The organism is Arthrobacter sp. HMWF013 (genome assembly GCF_003061105.1).
Lineage (GTDB): Bacteria > Actinomycetota > Actinomycetes > Actinomycetales > Micrococcaceae > Arthrobacter.
The window spans coordinates 1-18,579 of record NZ_QAIQ01000129.1 but is presented as its reverse complement, the minus strand read 5'-3'; the positions used below and the strand labels follow the sequence as shown (position 1 = coordinate 18,579).

At 62.9% G+C, this 18,579-nt stretch carries 14 protein-coding genes; 4 read left to right on the top strand and 10 right to left on the bottom strand.

The window, feature by feature from the left end; all coding sequences use genetic code 11:
* Positions 1-288 (top strand): recombinase family protein (locus DBR22_RS05970; protein ID WP_146187405.1); only part of this gene is annotated, 288 nt, incomplete at its 5' end.
* A gap of 78 nt (positions 289-366) precedes the next feature.
* Here DBR22_RS05970 and DBR22_RS05965 read toward each other — a convergent pair.
* The 8 genes from DBR22_RS05965 to DBR22_RS05930 form a co-directional block, all read right to left on the bottom strand.
* Complete coding sequence (locus DBR22_RS05965) at positions 367-1,437, bottom strand: IS110 family transposase (protein WP_108598235.1); 1,071 nt, start codon at positions 1,435-1,437, stop codon at positions 367-369.
* A gap of 355 nt (positions 1,438-1,792) precedes the next feature.
* On the bottom strand, positions 1,793-2,479 hold the full coding sequence (locus DBR22_RS05960; protein WP_108598234.1) for a hypothetical protein: 687 nt from the start codon (positions 2,477-2,479) through the stop codon (positions 1,793-1,795).
* Positions 2,480-2,576: 97 nt separating this feature from the next.
* Positions 2,577-3,635 (bottom strand): LacI family DNA-binding transcriptional regulator, encoded by a 1,059-nt coding sequence (locus tag DBR22_RS05955; protein WP_108598233.1) that lies wholly within the window; start codon positions 3,633-3,635, stop codon positions 2,577-2,579.
* Positions 3,632-4,504 (bottom strand): ATP-binding cassette domain-containing protein, encoded by an 873-nt coding sequence (locus DBR22_RS05950; RefSeq protein ID WP_108598232.1) that lies wholly within the window; start codon positions 4,502-4,504, stop codon positions 3,632-3,634. The genes DBR22_RS05955 and DBR22_RS05950 overlap by 4 nt, the downstream gene beginning before the upstream one ends.
* Complete coding sequence (locus DBR22_RS05945; RefSeq protein ID WP_108598231.1) at positions 4,501-6,423, bottom strand: dipeptide/oligopeptide/nickel ABC transporter permease/ATP-binding protein; 1,923 nt, start codon at positions 6,421-6,423, stop codon at positions 4,501-4,503. The genes DBR22_RS05950 and DBR22_RS05945 overlap by 4 nt, the downstream gene beginning before the upstream one ends.
* Positions 6,420-7,361, bottom strand: coding sequence for an ABC transporter permease (locus DBR22_RS05940; RefSeq protein ID WP_108598230.1), 942 nt, complete (start codon positions 7,359-7,361; stop codon positions 6,420-6,422). The genes DBR22_RS05945 and DBR22_RS05940 overlap by 4 nt, the downstream gene beginning before the upstream one ends.
* A 6-nt stretch (positions 7,362-7,367) precedes the next feature.
* Positions 7,368-8,903 (bottom strand): ABC transporter substrate-binding protein, encoded by a 1,536-nt coding sequence (locus tag DBR22_RS05935; protein ID WP_108598229.1) that lies wholly within the window; start codon positions 8,901-8,903, stop codon positions 7,368-7,370.
* Between the two features lie 237 nt (positions 8,904-9,140).
* A complete protein-coding gene (locus tag DBR22_RS05930; RefSeq protein WP_108598228.1) occupies positions 9,141-9,773 on the bottom strand; it encodes a TetR/AcrR family transcriptional regulator in 633 nt (210 codons plus the stop codon).
* A gap of 169 nt (positions 9,774-9,942) precedes the next feature.
* Here DBR22_RS05930 and DBR22_RS05925 point away from each other — a divergent pair, with 169 nt between their 5' ends.
* From DBR22_RS05925 to uidA, 3 genes are read left to right on the top strand one after another with little or no spacing between them, the layout of a single operon-like run.
* Positions 9,943-11,727: a glycoside hydrolase family 3 protein gene (locus tag DBR22_RS05925; protein ID WP_108598227.1), complete on the top strand. Its 1,785-nt coding sequence runs from the start codon at positions 9,943-9,945 to the stop codon at positions 11,725-11,727.
* Complete coding sequence (locus DBR22_RS05920; RefSeq protein ID WP_108598226.1) at positions 11,724-14,036, top strand: alpha-L-rhamnosidase; 2,313 nt, start codon at positions 11,724-11,726, stop codon at positions 14,034-14,036. Before DBR22_RS05925 ends, DBR22_RS05920 begins: the two co-directional genes overlap by 4 nt.
* Positions 14,037-14,083: 47 nt before the next feature.
* Positions 14,084-15,898 (top strand): beta-glucuronidase, encoded by a 1,815-nt coding sequence (gene uidA, locus DBR22_RS05915; protein ID WP_108598225.1) that lies wholly within the window; start codon positions 14,084-14,086, stop codon positions 15,896-15,898.
* 458 nt (positions 15,899-16,356) lie between these two features.
* Here the strand turns inward: uidA and DBR22_RS05910 are convergent, their stop codons facing one another.
* Positions 16,357-17,058: a TetR/AcrR family transcriptional regulator gene (locus tag DBR22_RS05910; protein WP_108598224.1), complete on the bottom strand. Its 702-nt coding sequence runs from the start codon at positions 17,056-17,058 to the stop codon at positions 16,357-16,359.
* Positions 17,059-17,072: 14 nt separating this feature from the next.
* The gene (locus DBR22_RS05905) at positions 17,073-18,350 is read right to left on the bottom strand and encodes an MFS transporter (protein WP_181365048.1); all 1,278 of its coding nucleotides are present in this window, start codon (positions 18,348-18,350) and stop codon (positions 17,073-17,075) included.
* Between the last annotated feature and the right edge of the window lie 229 nt (positions 18,351-18,579).

Sequence of the window (18,579 nt, the reverse complement as noted above, 5' to 3'; positions counted from 1 at the left end):
CTGGTCTTCACCGGCGAGGACTCCCCCATGGCCAACCTCATGCTCTCCGTTATGGGTGCCTTCGCCGAATTCGAACGCTCCCTCATCAGGGAACGCCAACGGGAAGGCATCGCCCTAGCCAAGCAGCGCGGCGCCTACAAAGGACGGAAGAAGACCCTCACACCGGACCGGGCAGCCGAACTCGTCCAACGCGCTGGCACCGGTGTTCCGAAAGCACTTCTCGCCCGTGACTACGGGATCAGCAGAGAGACCGTCTACCAGTACCTCCGCAACGCAAAGTTGGAGTGATCGGCTCCCCTGCCTGCACCGCTTGCATCCTCAGCAATTAGCTTTACAGAATCTCCATTATCGACTCTTCTATGGTTGTCAACGAAGCGATGGCATGAGGCTGTTGGCATTGAGTGTGCGGTAGATCCGCCGGGCGAGGTAGCGTTTCACGCACCGTCTGATCTCTTTCTTGGTTCGCCCTTCTGCCTGCCGTCTTGCTGCATACGCGATGGTTTCCGGATCGAACGCCATCCTGGTCAGAGCAACCATGTGAAGGGCTTTATTCAGTGTCCTGTCGCCTCCGCGGTTGAGCCGATGACGAACGGTATTCCCGGATGAAGCCGGAATGGGGTTGACCCCGGCCAGAGAAGCGAAAGCCGCCTCGGAACGTACCCGTCCTTGATGCGACCAGGCGGTGAGACAAATGGCTGCAGTGACAGGTCCGAAGCCGGCTTCCTTCAACAGAGGCGCAGCTTCGCTGACCTGAACCAGTTCGGTGATCCGGAAGCCGTTTGCTTTGATTTCAGCGTCAAGGTCGCCGATGTGCTTGGCGAGCCTGATTGCTTCGGAGCGGGCTACCGACATCTCAAGAGATTCTTCACGGGACCGCCACCGGGACACCTCAAGTATCTGGCTCCCGGTCAAGGAGCTGCGCGCATCCAAACCCAAATCATTCGTCCGGAGCAGTGCGGTCAACGCATTCACAGCCCTCGTCCGGTCGGTTGTCATCGATTGACGTGCACAAACCAAGACCCGCAGCGCCGCACGGACCCCGTCATTCAGCCGTGGCCGGCGCAACTTGTCCTCTTCCAAGGCAAGGACGGCAGAAGCGATCCGGTGCGCGTCCAGTGGATCCGACTTCCCAACCCCACGACGCGGCAAGGCATCCATACGGGCAGCCTCGGCGACCTGGTAACCGGCAGCTGCGACAGCCCCGGCCAGCACAGCACCGTAGGAAGCGGCCCCCTCGATCACCCACAAAGTCGCCAGATCTGCTTCGGTGCGGCGAGCGACCCAAGCAATAGCGCGATTGATGCCTGCACCGGTCGCCGGGAAATCCCGGCTATCGATCCGTTCGCCGCTGGGCACGGCGATGATGGCGAAGACGTGCTTCCGGGCGTGGGTATCGACCCCCACGACAAACGGGTGGGAATAGGCAACGATAGTCATAGCGGTTCTGGCACCTTCCTCATTCAGCGGACATGGTCGGGGCCGTTACGGGCCGGTACCAGTCCGGGTAGAGGTCACTTCGGAACAGCACTGTGACGAGCCACGCCTCGCACGAAGGCGGACAATCTTCTGATCAAGTCACCGAGGTGGGCCGGGCAGGTGCCGGCCGCCCACCCAGCAGACGGACATGTCGATAACAGGACACCCAAACAGAGTCGGGGCCAAGCGTTTAATGAGTCACGACCGCAGGGTGGAACGGCCTGCACTTACTCTGCCAGCCGATCCCAGACCAGCCACCCCAATCCTCACAGGCGTTTGAAATCAGCTGGGGGACGGGCCCAAAAGGGGCCGTGATTCACCGGCCGACGAGGCTCCTGTCGACAGGCGGCGGGGCGGCTTGCGGGTCCGCGTCAATGCTGTAGATGGTCTCAGACCGGTCGGTGAGCTGGGTGATGTCCTCCAGCGTGATGTTAATGAACGCGGAGCGTTTCCTCAGGTGCTGTACGAGTTCCGTCTGCGGCCACATCAGCTGGTCCACGTAGGTGTTGAAAGACCGCCCACTGGCTCTGGCGTAGGCCGATACTACCTTCGGGTCGGTGATCCTTCTGCCATACGTGAGCTCGATATCGACATCACCCAGCGGGTCGATCTCAGGATTGAGGTAGCTCCCGAACACCCTGAGGGAATTCAGGAACAAGGGCTTGACCGGGTCCGCGTTGTAGGCCCGTGCCCGCTCCAGCAGTTCAGACACCAGCCGGTTCGCGGTCTTTCGGCTGATCGGCTTCCCGAAGCTTGCCATCGCCAGCGCGTTGCCCTGGACGGTGGTGTCCCACCAAGTGTCCCCGCGGTGGTCGACTTGGACCTTCTCTAAGTAGCCGGCAGCTTCGAGCTGGGCAAGCACCACTCTGGGCTCAGCTCCGGTGCCTTCGAGCAGGTCGGCGACGGCCTCGGCAGCCATCTCCCGGCCTCTGAACCGGCGGACGATCGCACGGGCCAATTCGGCCGGCAGTCCGGCGATGACGTCCGATTTCGCTACCCTCACGCCAGAAGCCTACGTGTACCGCGAGTGTGCCGGTGACGCGCGTGGTTGGCCTCGGATCCTAGGACAGGTCTGTTGGAAGATGCGTGCCATCGAAGTCTCAAGGGTGTCTTCTGGTGTAGGTAGCCACTGTCAAGGCAGGGCCGCTGGAGCCTCGGAGGATCAGTTCTGTGTCGACGTGGACGTGGGGATCCGTGCTTTCTTCGCCGTTAATCTTCTTGAGGAGAAGTGTTGCGGCGGTGGTGCCACATGCGGCCAGGGGGGATCGTATTGTGGTCAGTGCCGGTGTGGTGAAGTCTGCACCGAAGATGTCATCGAAGCCCACAATGCTGACGTGTTGGGGTACTTCCACGCCGGCTGCCTGAAGTTCCTGCATCAGCCCGATGGCCAAAAGGTCGTTGTAGGCGATGACAGCGGTTGCGCCGGTGCCCATGACTTCACGGGCTACTTTCCGCCCGCCGTCGATGGTCGGCTTCGTGGATTCCAGTTTGATGGTCTTTACCCGTGACCAATCACCGGCTTTTTGCAGACCCTCCCAGCGGCGAGCTGACATCCATGATTGCTGCGGACCTGACACGAACGCGATCTTGTCATGTCCTTGCTGTGCCAGCGTTCTAACGGCGGCGCCTATCCCGCTGGTTACGTCCGGGACGACAGAGGAAACACCTTCCACGTCACGATTGACGACAACAACGGGTTTGGTGGCATCAAGGCCCCGGATGCTGTCATCCGTCATGCGAGGGCTGGCGAGAATGAGCCCGTCAACGGTGGCGTGCATCCTGTGTGCCGCGTTCAGTTCCAGATCAGGCGATTCGGCAGACTCGGCAATGAGCACGGTGTAATTCCATGTAGTTGCCGCTGACTGGGTTGCCCGCAGAACGTCGAAAAATGTTGGGTTCGTGATGTCAGCGAGTATCAGCCCCAGCGTTTGCGTGCGTCCGGTACCCAGTGCACGGGCATGGGGGTTGGTCTGGAACTGCAGTTCCCGGGCCACATTTTGGACCACCTGCCGGGTCTTTGCGCTGACCCGCTCCGGCTTGTTGAGTGCACGGGAAACGGTGGAAGGATTGACGCCGGCGGCCTTGGCGATGTCGTAGATGGTCGGCTTCGCCTTGAGCCGGCCTGGGTTTGTGCCAGTTGCCAGCGGCGACGAGCTCATGAGACGAGGGTTTGTTCGTTCTGTTGGCGCTGTGTTTCGAGCAGCCGGTGGCGGTCTGCGCGGCGCTGTTCCTGCCGGTCCGGGTCCGGGACCGGGGAAGCGAGCAGGAGGCGTTGGGTGTAGGGGTGTTCGGGGTCGGTGGTGACCACGTCGGCAGAGCCTTGTTCCACGATTTCGCCCCGGTACATCACCGCCACGCGGTGGCTGATGTGCCGGACCACGTCCAAGTCATGCGAGACAAAGAGGTACGAAACCCCGGTGTCCTTCTGGATCTGCAGGAACAGGTCCAGGACGCGGGCCTGGGTCGAGAGGTCCAGCGCACTCACCGGTTCGTCGCAGACGATCAGCTTGGGCGACAGGGCAAGGGCCCGGGCAATCGCGACGCGCTGCCTCTGGCCGCCGCTGAACTCCCGCGGCAGCCGGTGGATCGCGTCAGACGGCAGCCCCACCTGGTCCAGCAGTTCCTTGACGCGTTTCCTGGCGGCCGTGGCGTCCATGCCCTGCACGCCCAGCGGCTCGGCGAGGATGTCGCCGATTTCCAGTGCCGGGTTCAGGGACGTGTACGGGTCCTGGAACACCACCTGCAGGTCCCGGCTTAGCGTCCGGCGCTCCCTGCGGCTGGCATTGCTGATGTCGTTGCCCTCGAAGATGATCCTGCCCTTGGTCACAGGGGCCAGGCCCAGGACAGCGCGGCCCAGCGTGGTCTTGCCGGAACCGGACTCCCCCACCAGGCCCAGCGTTTCGCCCTGGCCGATGGTGATGTTGATGTCCGTCAGCGCCCGGAAGGGCTTGGCGCGGAACCTCTTGCTGGGGTACTCCACCACCAGGTCCTGCACCGACAGCAGCGGGGCGTTCTCGACCGCGCTCATGCCACCGGTTCCTTTTCTGCGGCTGCATCCTGTCCTGCCGGAGCAGTGCTTCCGGATTCGTGGGAAACGGGTCCCTCCGGCGGGGAAACCAGCATGGTCATGGGGGTCTTTCCTTCCAGCATGGAGCCCAGGAGGGTTTGGGTGTACTTCTCTTTCGGGCTGCGGAGGATCTCGCGGACTGTTCCTTCTTCGACGAGCCGGCCGTTCTGCATGACCACCACGCGGTCGCACAGGTCGGCGACAACACCGAAGTTGTGAGTCACGAGGATGACGCCGATGTTCAGGCGCTGCTGGAGTTCACGCAGCAGGTCCAGCACATCGGCCTGCACTGTGACATCGAGCGCCGTGGTGGGTTCGTCCGCGATCACCAGGTCCGGTTCGCAGCTGATGGCACCGGCAATCAGAACGCGCTGGGCCATGCCGCCGGAGACCTCGTGCGGGTAGGCCTGGAAGGTCCGCTCCGGGTTGGCGATCCCGACGTCGGCCAGCAGCTTCAGTGCACGCTTCCGGGCCTCTGCCTTGGTGATGCCCAGGACCCGGACCATGGGCGTCACCAGCTGGTAGCCGATGGTGAAGGCGGGGTCAAGGTTGCTCATGGGCTCCTGCGGGATGTAGGAAATCCGCTTGCCGCGCAGCCTGGACAGCCTGTCCTGGTTCACGCGGTCCTCCCCTGGCGCCACAGTGTAGTTGCCGTCGAACTGGATGGAACCTGCCACAATGCGGGCGTTGTCCGGCAGCAGTCCCAGGATGGAGAACGCGGTCTGGGACTTGCCCGAGCCCGATTCACCCACGATCCCCAGGATCTCGCCTCGGTCCACGTGGAAGGAGACGTCGTCCACCACCTTCTTGACCGAACCGTCCGCCTGCGGGTAGCCGACGCCGAGGTGGGTCACCTTCACGAGGTGGTGCTCGGTGCCGATGTCGACGGCGGCCACTGTCTTACGGGCCTGGCGCGCCTTGGCGCGTTCCGCCGTCGTGCGTTCCGCGGAAGTACCCGCAACAGGGGTCCGCTGGCGGCGGTGCCTGATCTTTTCGCCGTCCTCCAGGGCGTCGCGGATGGCGTTGCCCAGGAGGACCAGGCCGCCGATGGTCAGGGCCATGGCAAGGGCGGGCCAGAGCAGCAGGGTGGGCGTCAGGTAGACGTTCTTGAAGCCTTCCGAGAGCATCACGCCCCAGGTTGCCCTGGTGGGATCGCCCAGGCCCAGGAACTCCAGGCCGGACTGGATGGCGATGGCCACGCCGGCGATGGCTGCGGTCTGGATGATGATGGGCGCTCGGACCACGGAGAAGATGTGGCGGGCGATGATGCTCAGGTCCGACAGGCCCGAAACCCTTGCGGCGTCAACGTAGAGCTCGTTGCGCACGGACTGGACCGCGGTCCGGGTCAACCGGAAGTAGGACGGGCTGATCAGGACACCGAAGGCGATCATGGAAATCCATACGGAGGGTCCGAAGGCGGCCCGGATGGTGAGCAGCACGATCAGGCCGGGCAGGCTCATGAGGATGCTGACCACCCAGTTGGAGACACCTTCGAACTTTCCGCCGTAATAGCCGGCGATCAGGCCTGCGGGAAGGCCGATGGCGATGGCCACACCGGCGCAGAGCAAGGCGGAGAGGAGGGTGAGCTGCGCGCCGAAGAGCAGGCGGCTCCAGGTGTCCCGCCCGGCGCTGTCCGTGCCGAGGATGTTCACTGAGTCCGGTGCTGCCAGTGTTTTGGTGATGTTGGCGAAGTTCTCCCCGAAGGGTGCCAGGACCGGGGCGAGGACGGCCAGCACGGCGATGCTTCCCAGGATCACCAGAGAAGCGATGCCGAGGGGGTTCTTGAGGAGGCGGCGGATCACGGTGGAGCGGACCACCGTGCCGCTCTGCCCAACGGGCATGGGCGCGGCTACGGCCGCAGTTTCTACGGAATCGCTCATGACACACGCACTTTCGGGTTGAGCCAACCATTGAGGATGTCCACCAGGAGGTTCACCACGATGACCACCACCACGGTGTACATCACCACTCCCATGACCACGGGAAGGTCCGTCTGTGCGGTGGCGGTGACGGCCAGCGGGCCCATGCCGGGCAGGGCGAAGATCTGCTCGATGATCACCACACCTCCCAGCATGCCGATGAGCTGCAGGCTCAGCACGGTGAGGCCTGCGGGAGCGGCGCTGCGGAGCACGTGCTTGAAGAGGATTTCCCGTTCGGTGATGCCACGGCTGCGCAGCGTCCGGACGTAGTCCCGCTCGAGTTGCTTGATGACGGCACTGCGTATTTGCTGCGCGCCGCCCGTCACGCCGTTGATCAGCAGGGCGATCACGGGAAGGGTCATCGAGTAGACCCAGGCTTCGGGACCCACCCCGGGAGAGATGGTGCTGGTGGCCGGGAAGAAGCCCAGCTGGATGGCCAGGACGGTCACGAGAAGCACGCCGATGACGTATCCCGGGATGGAGTCGCCAACGATCGCGCCCACCTGGACCACCCTGTCCACCCAGCCGCGCTTTACTGCCGCGGCAACACCGATCAGCGTTGCGCAAACGGCGATCAGGATCATTGCGGCGAAAACCATCGTCATGGTCACCGGGATACGGGTTGCCAGCGAGTTGGCCACGGGCTCCGAAGTGAACCAGGAGGCACTAAGGTTTCCGCTCAAGGCGTCGCCCAGCCACGCGAAGTACCGCGTCACGAGGGGCTGGTCCAGTCCCAGCTCCTGTTCCTTCAGCGCAACCTGTTCAGGCGTGGCCTGATCACCCAGGATGTTCCGGGCAATGCTTCCGCTGGACGTGTACAGCAGGACAAAGGTGAGCGCCGAGACAACGAACAACACCACCAGCCCGCTGCCCAGCCTTTTCGCAATGAACCTGATCACGGGGTCCTACTTGGCAGGCGAGTAGTTGTAAATCGACGGAACGGCCTGCTGGATCTGCGGGGTGACGTTCACTTTGTCGTTGTGGTAGTACATCTGGTTCACCCGGAACAGCGGCGCGAACCATGCCTGCTCCACCACATACTTGTTGACCTCCTGCGCCAGCTTGCCGGCATCGTCACCGCCGTCCCGGACGGCCTGGATCTTTTCCTCAAGCTCCGGCGTGGTGTTCTTGAACGGGTTGAACAGGGCCTTGGTAGAGACGATCTGGTCAATCGCCACGGTCGGCTCGCCCTGGAAGAGGTTGAAGAACATCGCGCCGTACTTTTGGGCAGCGACGTCCGCGATGAAGGTGTTGTTGATCGCGGCGCCCGGCTTCAGGGTGATGCCCACGTCCGCCAGCTGCTGCTGAAGAACCGAAATCAGAGTCTCAGAGCCGGGAAGGGTGGGGACCTCGAGGGTCACATTGTTCTCGAAGCCGGATTCCTTCAGGAGCTGCCTGGCCTTGTCCGGGTCGTAGCTGTAGTAGTTCTCCAGCTCCTCAGTCCAGGCACCGCTGTCCTTACCGAAGGGCTGCGAGGTGGGCGTGCCCTGGCCCAGCATCACCTGATCCAGGATGGTCTTGCGGTCGAAGGCGTAATTGATGGCCTGGCGGACCTTGACGTTGGCCAGGGCCGGGTTCTTGGTGCCGTCCCGGTCCAGCAGGAGCAGCCCGGACCAGTCAACCTGATTGGTGGCAAGCTTCATCTTGGCGCCCTCGGCCTGCTTGCCGTTCTTGGGATCCAACAGCGTGGCATCGACCTGGCCGGAGACTAAGGCATTGGTGCGCGCTGTGAGGTCCGCGAGGATCTTAAATGTCATCTTCTGGTACTTCTGGAGGTCCTTGTTCCAGTAGCCTTCCCGGGCATTGAAAACCGTCTGTGAATCCTTCACCGACGCGGACTTGTCCATCACATAGGGGCCGGAACCGGCCGGTTCGGTCTTGATCGCCTCGGAGCCCAGGGCCGTGGGGCTTCCCATCAGGCCTGCCGCCTGGCTCAGGAAATATTCGAGCGCAGGCTCCGCGGAGCTGAGGTTGATGTCGATGGTGTCGGCATCAACCACGGCGACGTCGGAGACCGAGGCCAGCTGGGCCATCTGCGGACCGTTGGCCTTCTTGAAGTGGTCCAGGTTGGCCTTGGCGGCCTCGGCATCAAACTTGGCCCCGTCGCTGAAGGTGACATCAGTGCGCAGGTCCACCGTGAGCTTGGTGTTGGTGTCGTTGTACTTCCACTCAGTGGCCAGCATCGGGCTGAGCTTGCCGTTCGGCTCGCGCAGGATCAGCGTGTCGTAAACAGCCTGGTAAGGCTGCAGGGCATGGCCGACATGGGCCTGGGCCGGGTCCCAGGAGCGGACATCCTGGTTCGCGCCCAGGGTAAGTGAAGTGGCTGTCGGCCTGGCCGAGGCCGAGCCGGCGGTGCCACCGCCGGCACCGCCACATGCGGTCATCGCCAGAGCGGTGCTAAGGGTCAGGGCGGTCACTGCCGCCTTGGGACCTAACTTCATTGTTGGCTCCTAATGAGGATCGTTTGTTCATTGGGTTCCGACGAACCACGGGCAACTTCCGCGTGAGGGGCAGGCTCTGGAAATCGAAACCTAAACGCGTGTTCAATGTTGGTATTTGAGAATGTACTGGATCACAGTCGGTATGTCTAGGTGCACAAAACGCTTGCCCGTCAAGTCATCCCCCGGGCGCAGGGCACCCGCGGGGAAGCCCGCTGGGTGTCGGGGCGGGGCGACCGGCTATGCCAGGTTCAGGTCGCGAAGGGCCTCGTCAAAGGACTGCGTCATCGACATGGCGGGATTAAGGAGCCACTGCAACTGGAGTCCGTCCATGATTGCGAGCAGCGTGCGGGCCAGTGATGAGGCGCCCTGCCCGGCGGGAAGGACATTCCGTTCCTGTTCCTGCCGGATACCATCTTCGAGGAACTGGAGGATCCGTTGATAACGTCCGATGAAGTAGTCGTGTGCCGGGTGATCCGGATTCACGGCTTCGGCTGCCAGGGTCGCATACAGGGCGGTGAGGCCGGGTTCCTGCTCATTGGCCGCGACGATTTTGCGTAGTTCATCCACAAGCAGGCCCTGCCGGACGGCAGTCGGAAAGGAATCTGCGACTGCGTCGTCACGGCTGGCCAGCACGGCTACCAGCAGTTGTTCCTTGGAGCCGAAGTGATGAATGATCGACGCCGGGCTCAGTCCCAGTAGCCGGCCGATGTCGCGCAGGCTGCCCCCGCGGTAGCCATCCCGTGAGAATACGGATATGGCGGCCTGAAGAATCTCTCGTCGACGGTCTATGCCGCTCCGGTAGGGGCCCCGTGGGCCGTGAATGCCGGGAACATCAACGGGGACAGGCCCTGCTGTCGTCTCCCTCTTCACGGTGGTCCTCTCGGAGTTTGCGGAATCTTGCCGGGCTCTACTGTCTCACGGCAGGCCGGCACCACGGCCGGCCTAGACATCCGAGGCCGTGATGACGTAAATTTCACTTTACCCAATATTGAACACGCGTTTAGGTTTCGTGACTAGACCCCCGGAACGAGGAGGTTCCATGACGACCCCAACTTTTGCCAGTGCGGACCAGGCCCGCGCTGAGGAACTGCTGGCCCGCATGACGGTAGAGGAAAAGGCCGGGCTCCTTTTCCACGGCATGGCAAGCGTCGGGCCCGGCGGCAAGGTGCTGGGGGCAGGCGACCCGCCAGGGGTAGGGGGCCCCACGCGCCAGCTTATCGAGGCGGGGGTTTCCCATTTCGCTCTCATGGGACCTGCCTCCCCCGGGGATATTGCCCGTTGGCATAACGAGGCGCAGGAGATAGCGCGGAAAAACCGGCTGGCTGTTCCCATTACGGTCTCCTCGGATCCACGACATGGGTTCTTCTCCAATCCCGCTACCGGGGCCTCTGCCCAGGGGTTCTCGCAGTGGCCCGAACATCTGGGTCTGGCGGCCACACGGGATGCAGATCTGGTGCGCGAGCATGCAGAAATTGTCCGTCAAGAATTCACCACGGTCGGTATTCGTGTGGCACTTGGTCCTACCCTCGACGTGGCCAGCGATCCGCGGTGGGCCCGCACGTTGGGTACATTCGGCGCGGATCCGGCAGTAGTCAGCGAGCTGGCCCTTGCTTACGTGGAGGGCTTGCGGGGCTCATCGCCGGTGGAAGAGGTCGCAGCGATGATCAAACACTTCCCGGGTGGCGGGGCGCAGAAGGACGGCGAAGACCCCCACTTCCCCTACGGCCGGGAGCAGGTGTGGCCAGGAAACAAGTTCGAAGACCATCTGCAGCCTTTCATTGAGGCCCTCAGGCTCGGCGTCACCCAGATCATGCCGTACTACAGCATGCCCGTCGGCTTGAACCTCCACGGCCAAAGTGTGGAAGAAGTCGGATTCGCCTTCAACCGGCAAATCATCACCGAACTCCTGCGCGGGCAGCTCGGCTTTGACGGGATCGTCTGCACCGACTTCACCCTCGTCACGGACGGGTCGGTCTTCGGAGCTCCGATGATTGCCCGTGCCTGGGGCGTGGAGCACCTGAATCGACACGAACGCGTCCTCAAAATCCTGGACGCCGGTTGCGATCAGCTTGGCGGCGAGGCCTCTCCGGAGCTCGTCGTTGACCTCGTGGCAGACGGACGGCTGAGCGAAGAACGGCTGAACCGGTCCGCCCGCCGACTGCTGGCCGAAAAGTTCCGCCTCGGACTCTTTGACGGCTCGGAAGTCGACGTTGACGCTGTGGCATCGAGGGTGGGAACCGGTGGGAACCGCCACCGGGGGTTGACGGCGCAGCGCCGCTCAATCGTTCTCACCGACGACCCGGATGCGATACTGCCGCTGGCCGAAGGCCTCCAGGTCTACGGCGAGGGCCTGGACGCGGAGACGCTTTCCCGCTACGGACAGGTTGTCCCGGATCCGGCACGTGCCGATGTTGCGATCGTGCGTATTGACGCTCCTTACGAACCACGCACCCAGGGCATGGAATTGTTTTTTCGTGCCGGTTCCCTCGACTTTGACGACAGGCTCCTGGAGCGGCTGGCCGCACTCAATGCCCAGGTTCCCACCGTTGTTGACGTCTTTCTTGACCGTCCCGCCCTCATCGGGCAGCTCGCGCCCCACGTCAAGGCTGTAACTGCTGACTTTGGCGCTTCTGACGAAGCCCTCCTGGACATCCTGTTCGGCCGGGTGAAGCCTGACGGGAGACTTCCCTTTGAGATCTCCGATTCAATGGATTCGATAGCAGCGCGCAGGGAGGATGTCTCGTTCGAGTGCACCGTCCCTGTGTACCCCTATGGCCACGGACTGCACGCCTCACCCCAGCTCTCAGACGAAAGCCCCCAATGAACCCGAACACACTTACCCGACAGGCCGCCGGAAGCTCCACCAGCACAACCTGGGCTGCTTCCTACATCACCGGGGGCCAATCACCGCGGGGCGAAGGGGAACCAGCCCTGATGTTCCGCCGGCAGTTCGAACCGTCCGGGAACATCGCTTCGGCAAGGCTGCTGCTCACCGCCCGCGGCGTGGTTGAAGCCTTCATTAACGGAACCAAAGTGGGAGATGACCTGCTGGCACCGGGCTGGACCAGCTACCACCACAGGCTGCTTTGGCGCAGCCACGACGTCACCGAGCTGCTCAGCGAGGGCACGAACGTGCTGGGCGCACTCGTCGTGGACGGGTGGTACGCCGGACGTCTGGGATTCGGGGGCGGCGAACGTAACCGCTACGGTGACCACATCGCGCTTCTTGCCCAACTGGAAATCACGTACCACGACGGAACCACGGAACAACTGGGAACAGATCAGACGTGGGAGTGGACTGAGGGCGCAATCCGCTCAAGCTCCCTGTATGACGGTGAAACGGTTGACTTCCGCAGAACCCGGCAATGGCACGGGAGTTGGCCGGAAGCACAGCCCGCGCGGCTCGCCGTTCCGGCCGGAGAAGGCCTGGGTGTTCTTGAAGAACAGATCGCGCCTCCGGTACGTGTCACCGACACGCTGCACCATACGTCCCGGGTGCTGCTCAGCAACGGCCGGTTCCTCCTTGACTTCGGCCAGAACATCACCGGCCGGGTGCGGATACGCCTCAACGGGGACGCATCGCTCACCGGACACCGGATCCGGTTGCGGCACGCCGAGGTCCTGGAAAACGGCGAACTGGCCGTACGGCCGCTGCGCCTGGCAGCGCAAACAGATGAAATCGTCCTTGATGGCAATGCTGTGGATTGGGCACCCATGGGCACTGTCCACGGGTTTCGTTACGTCGAAATTGACGGGTGGCCCACACCGGAAAACGATCTTGGGCAGTCCGTGGTCGCAGAAGTAATGCACACTGATTTCCTCCGTACCGGCTGGTTCGGAACAGACCACCCCGGCGTAAACCGCCTGCACGAAAACATCGTATGGAGCATGCGCGGGAACTCCGTGGCCCTCCCCACGGACTGCCCCCAAAGAGACGAACGGCTGGGGTGGACCGGGGACGTCCAGCTCTTTGCCCCCACAGCCGTCTTCCTGTACGACTGCTACCAGTTCCTCGGATCGTGGCTGCGGGACCTCGCAGCCGAGCAGCACGACGACGGATACGTCCCCCTGTGGATTCCCACCCTGCCTGCCAAAGAATGGCCCCCGTTCTTCGCCTCCGTCTGGGGCGATGCCGCCGTCATCGTTCCCTGGACTTTGTACGAGGCAACCGGCAACGCCGAGGTCCTGGAGCAGCAGTACCAGTCCATGACGCAATGGATGACAGCCACCACCGGGATGCTGGGCGGCGACGGGCTCTGGACGCAGCCCTTCCAGTTCGGGGACTGGCTGGACCCCGCAGCCCCACCGGAGAATCCTGCCGCCTCCGACACGGACGCGCACCTGGTCGCCAACGCCTACCTCATCCGCTGCTGCCGCATCATGGCGCGCACGGCGACCGTGCTCGGACATCTGAGTGATGCTGCCCGGTGGAAGCAGCTGGCCGAAGAGGTCAACACGTCCTGGATCCGCACCTACGTCCAGGACGACGGCACCATCACCGGCGATACCGCCACCACCTACGCGCTGGCCCTGGTCTTTGACCTGCTCCCAACCGAAGCCCTCCGGCAGAGGGCAGGACATCGACTGGCTGCCATCGTACGGGCAGCAAACCACACCATCACCACAGGCTTCGTCGGCACGCCCATCATCTGTGATGCACTTACCCTTTCCGGCAACCACGAAGACGCCGGCAAGCTCCTGCTGCAGGAAAGCTGCCCCTCCTGGCTCTATCCGGTCACCATGGGCGCAACCACTGTTTGGGAACGCTGGGATTCCATGCTGCCCGATGGAACGGTCAACCCCGGGGACATGACGTCCTTCAACCACTACGCCTTGGGCGCTGTCGGCTCCTGGCTCCATCGGGTGATTGGCGGACTGGACTACGTGGCCGCCCCGGAGCCGCGCCTGATCGTCAATCCCCGCCCGGTCCAAGGGATCACCACGGCCAGGACCTCCCGGAACACCCCGCACGGAACCGTCACCGTGCAATGGCGCCTGATCGGGAACCTGCTGGAGATCACCACGGACCTACCTGAAGGACTTGTAGCCCAAGACGGCCGCGGCGTTCCCCTGCCCGCAGGCCGCAGCACCTTCACCACACCATGGCCGGGGACGGGCCAACAGCCGGGTTGAGGCCCCTGATAGGTCCACGCCAATCACCCACTCAAAGGACGAGAACTTTGCTCAAACCACAAAACAGTCCCACACGGGAACTTATCAATCTGGACGGCCTCTACAGCTTCAAAGTCGACTCCGACCGGGCCGGCCTTCGGGACGGCTGGCAACAGAACAAGCTGGACACCGCACTGGAAATGGGCGTTCCGGCCAGCTACAACGACATCTTCACCGACAGCACCATCCGCGACCATGTCGGCTGGGTCTGGTACCAGCGCGAGGTGCGCTTACCCCGAGGCTGGGCCGGTGAACGCGTCCACATCCGCCTGGAGTCAGCCACACACGAGGGAAAGGTCTTCGTCAACGATGTCCTGGTCGCCGAGCACGTAGGGGGCTACACCCCCTTTGGCGCTGACATCACCGACCACGTCACACCCGGCACGACCTTCCGCCTCACGATCGCAGTGAACAACGAACTGACACAGGCCACCATCCCGCCCGGCTCCATCAGGCAGACCGAAGACGGGCGCCGCCACCAGCGCTACCTGCACGACTTCTACAACTATGCAGGCCTGCACCGAAGCATCTGGCTCTACAGCACCCCCTCCCTCCAAGTGCAAGACATCACGGTGGCCACGGGCTTCACAGGAACCACCGGAAACATCGACTACCAGATCGAGCTGGGCGGAGTTATGGATGGCCCGGAACGGGTCTCCGTCCGGATCCTCGACGCCGATGGGAAGCAGGTGGCAGCAGCGGCAGGCGCGGAAGGCTCTGTAGCAATCCACGACGTCGTACTCTGGCAGCCGGGCAAGGGCTACCTCTACAGCATGGTCGCTGAAGTGCACAACGGCGGAAAGCTGGTCGACTCCTACACCCAGTCCTTCGGGGTGCGAACCGTTGAGGTACGCGGCAACCAATTCCTTATTAATGGTGAGCCCTTCTACTTCACCGGCTTCGGCATGCACGAGGACCACGTCACCATCGGCAAAGGCCACAGCCCTGCCCACATGGTCGGTGATTTCCAGTTGCTGGGCTGGACCGGCGCCAACTCCTTCCGCACGGCCCACTACCCCTACGCAGAAGAGGTGATGGACTACGCTGACCGTCACGGCATTGTCGTCATCGATGAGACTGCAGCAGTGGGGCTCAATGCCTTGTTCGCAGGCTTCTTCGGCGAAGGAGGAAAGAAGACCTACGCGGAGGACTTCGTGAACGAAGACACGGCCGCAAGCCACCGGCAAGCCATCACCGAGCTGATTGCACGGGACAAGAACCATCCTTCAGTGGTCCTCTGGTCCATCGCCAACGAACCTGCCGCGGCCGAGGAAGGAGCGCGTGAATATTTCGAGCCCCTGGCAGCCCTCACGCGGAAACTGGACCCGACCCGTCCGGTCGGCTTCGTCAACGAGATCAGCGGAACACCGGAAACAGACCGCATCGCCGATCTGTTCGACGTGCTGATGCTCAACCGCTACTACGGCTGGTACGTGCACACAGGGGACCTGGCCCTGGCCGAACGCGCTTTGGAGGCTGAGCTGGGCGCCTGGGAGGAGAAATACGGCCGCCCGATCATCGTCACCGAATACGGCGCCGATACTATACCGGGGCTGCATTCACTGTATGACCAGCCCTGGAGCGAGGAGTACCAGGCCGCCCTCCTGGACATGTACCACCGTGTCTTCGACCGGACTGCGGCCGTCGTCGGCGAACACGTCTGGAACTTCGCCGACTTCCAGACCTCGAACGGCATTATCAGGGTGGACGGCAACAGGAAAGGCGCCTTCACCCGGGACCGCCGGCCCAAGGCCGCAGCCCACAGTCTGCGCCGCAGGTGGGCCCAGGTGCAGCACCGGAAGCCAGACGGCCAAGAGGGCTGAGCCGGCTCCTCCCCCTTTGGCAGCGGAGGAGGAACGAGACCTGAACAGCGGTGGGGACGCATGACCGGCGTCCCCACCGCTGATGCATCTCCGCTTGGCCGGTCTTACCATCGGGTTGCCATGGGAGCGCTGCAGCTAATCGTTGGGGCCCATGAGAAAACGTCGGCGCCGCGTTGGACTCCAGGCCAGACCTCGGCCGCATCCGTCCTGTCTCCACCCTTCCGTTCCCCGCCGTACAAAACCTGCCAGAGCTACTCGATGATTGAAACCACAGGGACTCCCTGAGCTGAGGGACCTCATGGGAAACGGGCGGCGGGCGGAGCGGGTTTTCCGACTGCGAACGCAGCAGTCCTATGGATTGTCTCCGGCGGGAGGCCGGGCCGGCTACGTTTCCGGATAAGGCAGGGCGCCTGCCTAACTCTCTTGGGAACGGTGGCAGGCGACTGCCCGGCGGGCCGTCATGGAAGTTCGCTCACTTCAGGTTTATCGGGCAGCCCGTCCCCGCGGGGGGTTATCGTGCGGAGGAGCCGATCAAGGTACCTGCGGATGTTGTCGTAGAGGGAGACAGTGGAGGAAGCGAGGGCCCATTGCACCGTGTATCCGTCAATCACCGCCAGGATCTCACGGGCTACTTGCCGGGTAGGGGTCCCTTGCAGCAGCGTTCCGGCGGCCACCATCTTGGCCAGGATTTCCGCGATGGCTTCCGCTACCCGCTCGTACCGCTGCGTGAAGTATTCGTGGGCGGGGTGTTCCGGATTCGAAGCTTCGGCGGCCAGTACGGAGAACATCTGCGTCAGCCCGCTTTGCGACTCGTTGAATGCGGCCTGCGCCGCTATCTGCTCGAAATAACGGACAGGGTCCTGGGAGTCGTGGACTTCGGCGTAAAACGCTTTCACTGCCCGCTGTTCGCGCAGTTCGAGGACCGCCGAGAGCAGCACTTCTTTGCTGGCGAAATGATGAGTCAGGCCTGCTTTGGTCACGCCTACATCTGCTGCGATCTTCGGGACAGAGGAATTGAAGTATCCCCACAGCGCGAAGTGCTGGATGGCGGCTTCCAGGATAGCTTCGCGCCGGGCGTCGGCCGCCTTGTAGGGACCGGTACGACGCACCCTTGGTGAAGACTTTCGCGTGCTGGGGCTTTCCTCTGTCTGCATCGTCATAACTTAGCCGTTTCCTAAGCAGCGCTGCGGGCAGGGCTGGGAACTTCGACTCCGCCGTCATGCCTAAGGAAGGTCCGCAACCGGAAGATCCAGAAGATACCGATGATGAACGCGGCCGCGGAGGTGCCCAGCAGGAAGAGGAACAACAGGGCAGGTCCTGCTGCGATGACCAGGGGGGTGAAGAGGGCGACGGCTGCCGCTACCAGGCGGGCGAAAGCGATGGTAATGCCCTGGGCCGTGCTGCGGTGCGCCGTCGGAAAGAGCTCCTGGGACCAGATCTTGTACATCGGCTCACCGGCTATGGCACCTGCCAGCGCACCAACGACGCCCATGATGGTCAGCGTCAGCGCGGTAACCCCGAAGACCAGCGGAATGGCGATGGCCACGAGTGCCACCACTGCGGCGATCACAAATGCCCGGTGCCGGTTGCTGGTATCCACAACGCGCATCATGACAAACAGGCCGGCGACGCTCAGGAGCAGGACGCCGAGGCTCAGCATGGAGGCGGTGGCAACGTCCACTCCCGCGATGTTGACGTAAAGGTACGTGGAGAACTGTCCGTTGGTGTTTGCGTTAATGTTCACCAAGGCGTAAAAGAGCCCGGTGGCGATCATCGGGGCGATGAGCTTTGGGGTAAAGAGCGTCCGCAGAGAAAGCAGGTCCACCCGGTCCTCGTCAACCGGGGCTGAAACGGACTCCGCCCATGCCTTCGATTCCGGAATACCCCACCGCAATGCCACGGCGATCAGGGCTACCGCGGCAAGGTGCCCATAAATGATCTGCGCGCCAAGGAGTCCGGCGTTGCCGAAGAAAATGCTAATGACGATAACCCCCAAAATGCCCGCCATCCACAGCATGTGGGAGAAGGTCACCATCTTCCCGCGCTTATCCTCCGGCGCCGACTCCGCCACCATGGCCATGGAGACAGGAAGATCAGCCCCCGCCGCGAGGCCCAGGACTGCCAGCCCTGCGTAGAGAACGCCGACGCTGGGGACGAACATCAAGACAACGGCGGCCAGGAAATAGAGGCTCAGGGTGGTGAGAAACACCCGTCGGCGGCCGAACTTGTCGCCCAGTCTCCCCCCGATCAAGGCGCCTGCGGCGATGGCTACGGTCAGCAGGGCAGACAGTTGGCCAACCTGGGCAGGATCCAGCCCGATGGTGCCTTGAAGGATTACCAGTGCCGTCCCCGTGCCAACAATGGCGCCGGAATCAACATAGGAAGCCAAGCCGGCGGCGAATGCGATGCGCCAGCCCTGTCGGTTCGCCTGTTTCTGGGCGGGATTAAGCATGAGGACTCTCCTTTGAATCATCCAAGAACTTGTAGAGGAAATCGCTTTTGAAACGTTTCGATGAAGTCGTTAAAGGCTAACAACTTAAAAACCAACACACAAGACTGTTTTTAGCTTTTCCCGACAGTCTTGGAGCGACAGCATCCTTGCGCCTTCGAGAGAGCGGCGGCGGTTCTGGTCTCGTCTGGTCTGGTCGATGATGGTGTTGAAGGGCTTGCGAGGTGAGCGG

Coding starts and splice junctions, on each gene's coding strand:
- DBR22_RS05910 (WP_108598224.1), bottom strand. CDS start 17,058: ATGACGATGCAGACAGAGGAAAGCCCCAGCACGCGAAAGTCTTCACCA.
- DBR22_RS05935 (WP_108598229.1), bottom strand. CDS start 8,903: ATGAAGTTAGGTCCCAAGGCGGCAGTGACCGCCCTGACCCTTAGCACC.
- DBR22_RS05950 (WP_108598232.1), bottom strand. CDS start 4,504: ATGAGCGCGGTCGAGAACGCCCCGCTGCTGTCGGTGCAGGACCTGGTG.
- DBR22_RS05965 (WP_108598235.1), bottom strand. CDS start 1,437: ATGACTATCGTTGCCTATTCCCACCCGTTTGTCGTGGGGGTCGATACC.
- DBR22_RS05925 (WP_108598227.1), top strand. CDS start 9,943: ATGACGACCCCAACTTTTGCCAGTGCGGACCAGGCCCGCGCTGAGGAA.
- DBR22_RS05920 (WP_108598226.1), top strand. CDS start 11,724: ATGAACCCGAACACACTTACCCGACAGGCCGCCGGAAGCTCCACCAGC.
- DBR22_RS05905 (WP_181365048.1), bottom strand. CDS start 18,350: ATGCTTAATCCCGCCCAGAAACAGGCGAACCGACAGGGCTGGCGCATC.
- DBR22_RS05955 (WP_108598233.1), bottom strand. CDS start 3,635: ATGAGCTCGTCGCCGCTGGCAACTGGCACAAACCCAGGCCGGCTCAAG.
- DBR22_RS05945 (WP_108598231.1), bottom strand. CDS start 6,423: ATGAGCGATTCCGTAGAAACTGCGGCCGTAGCCGCGCCCATGCCCGTT.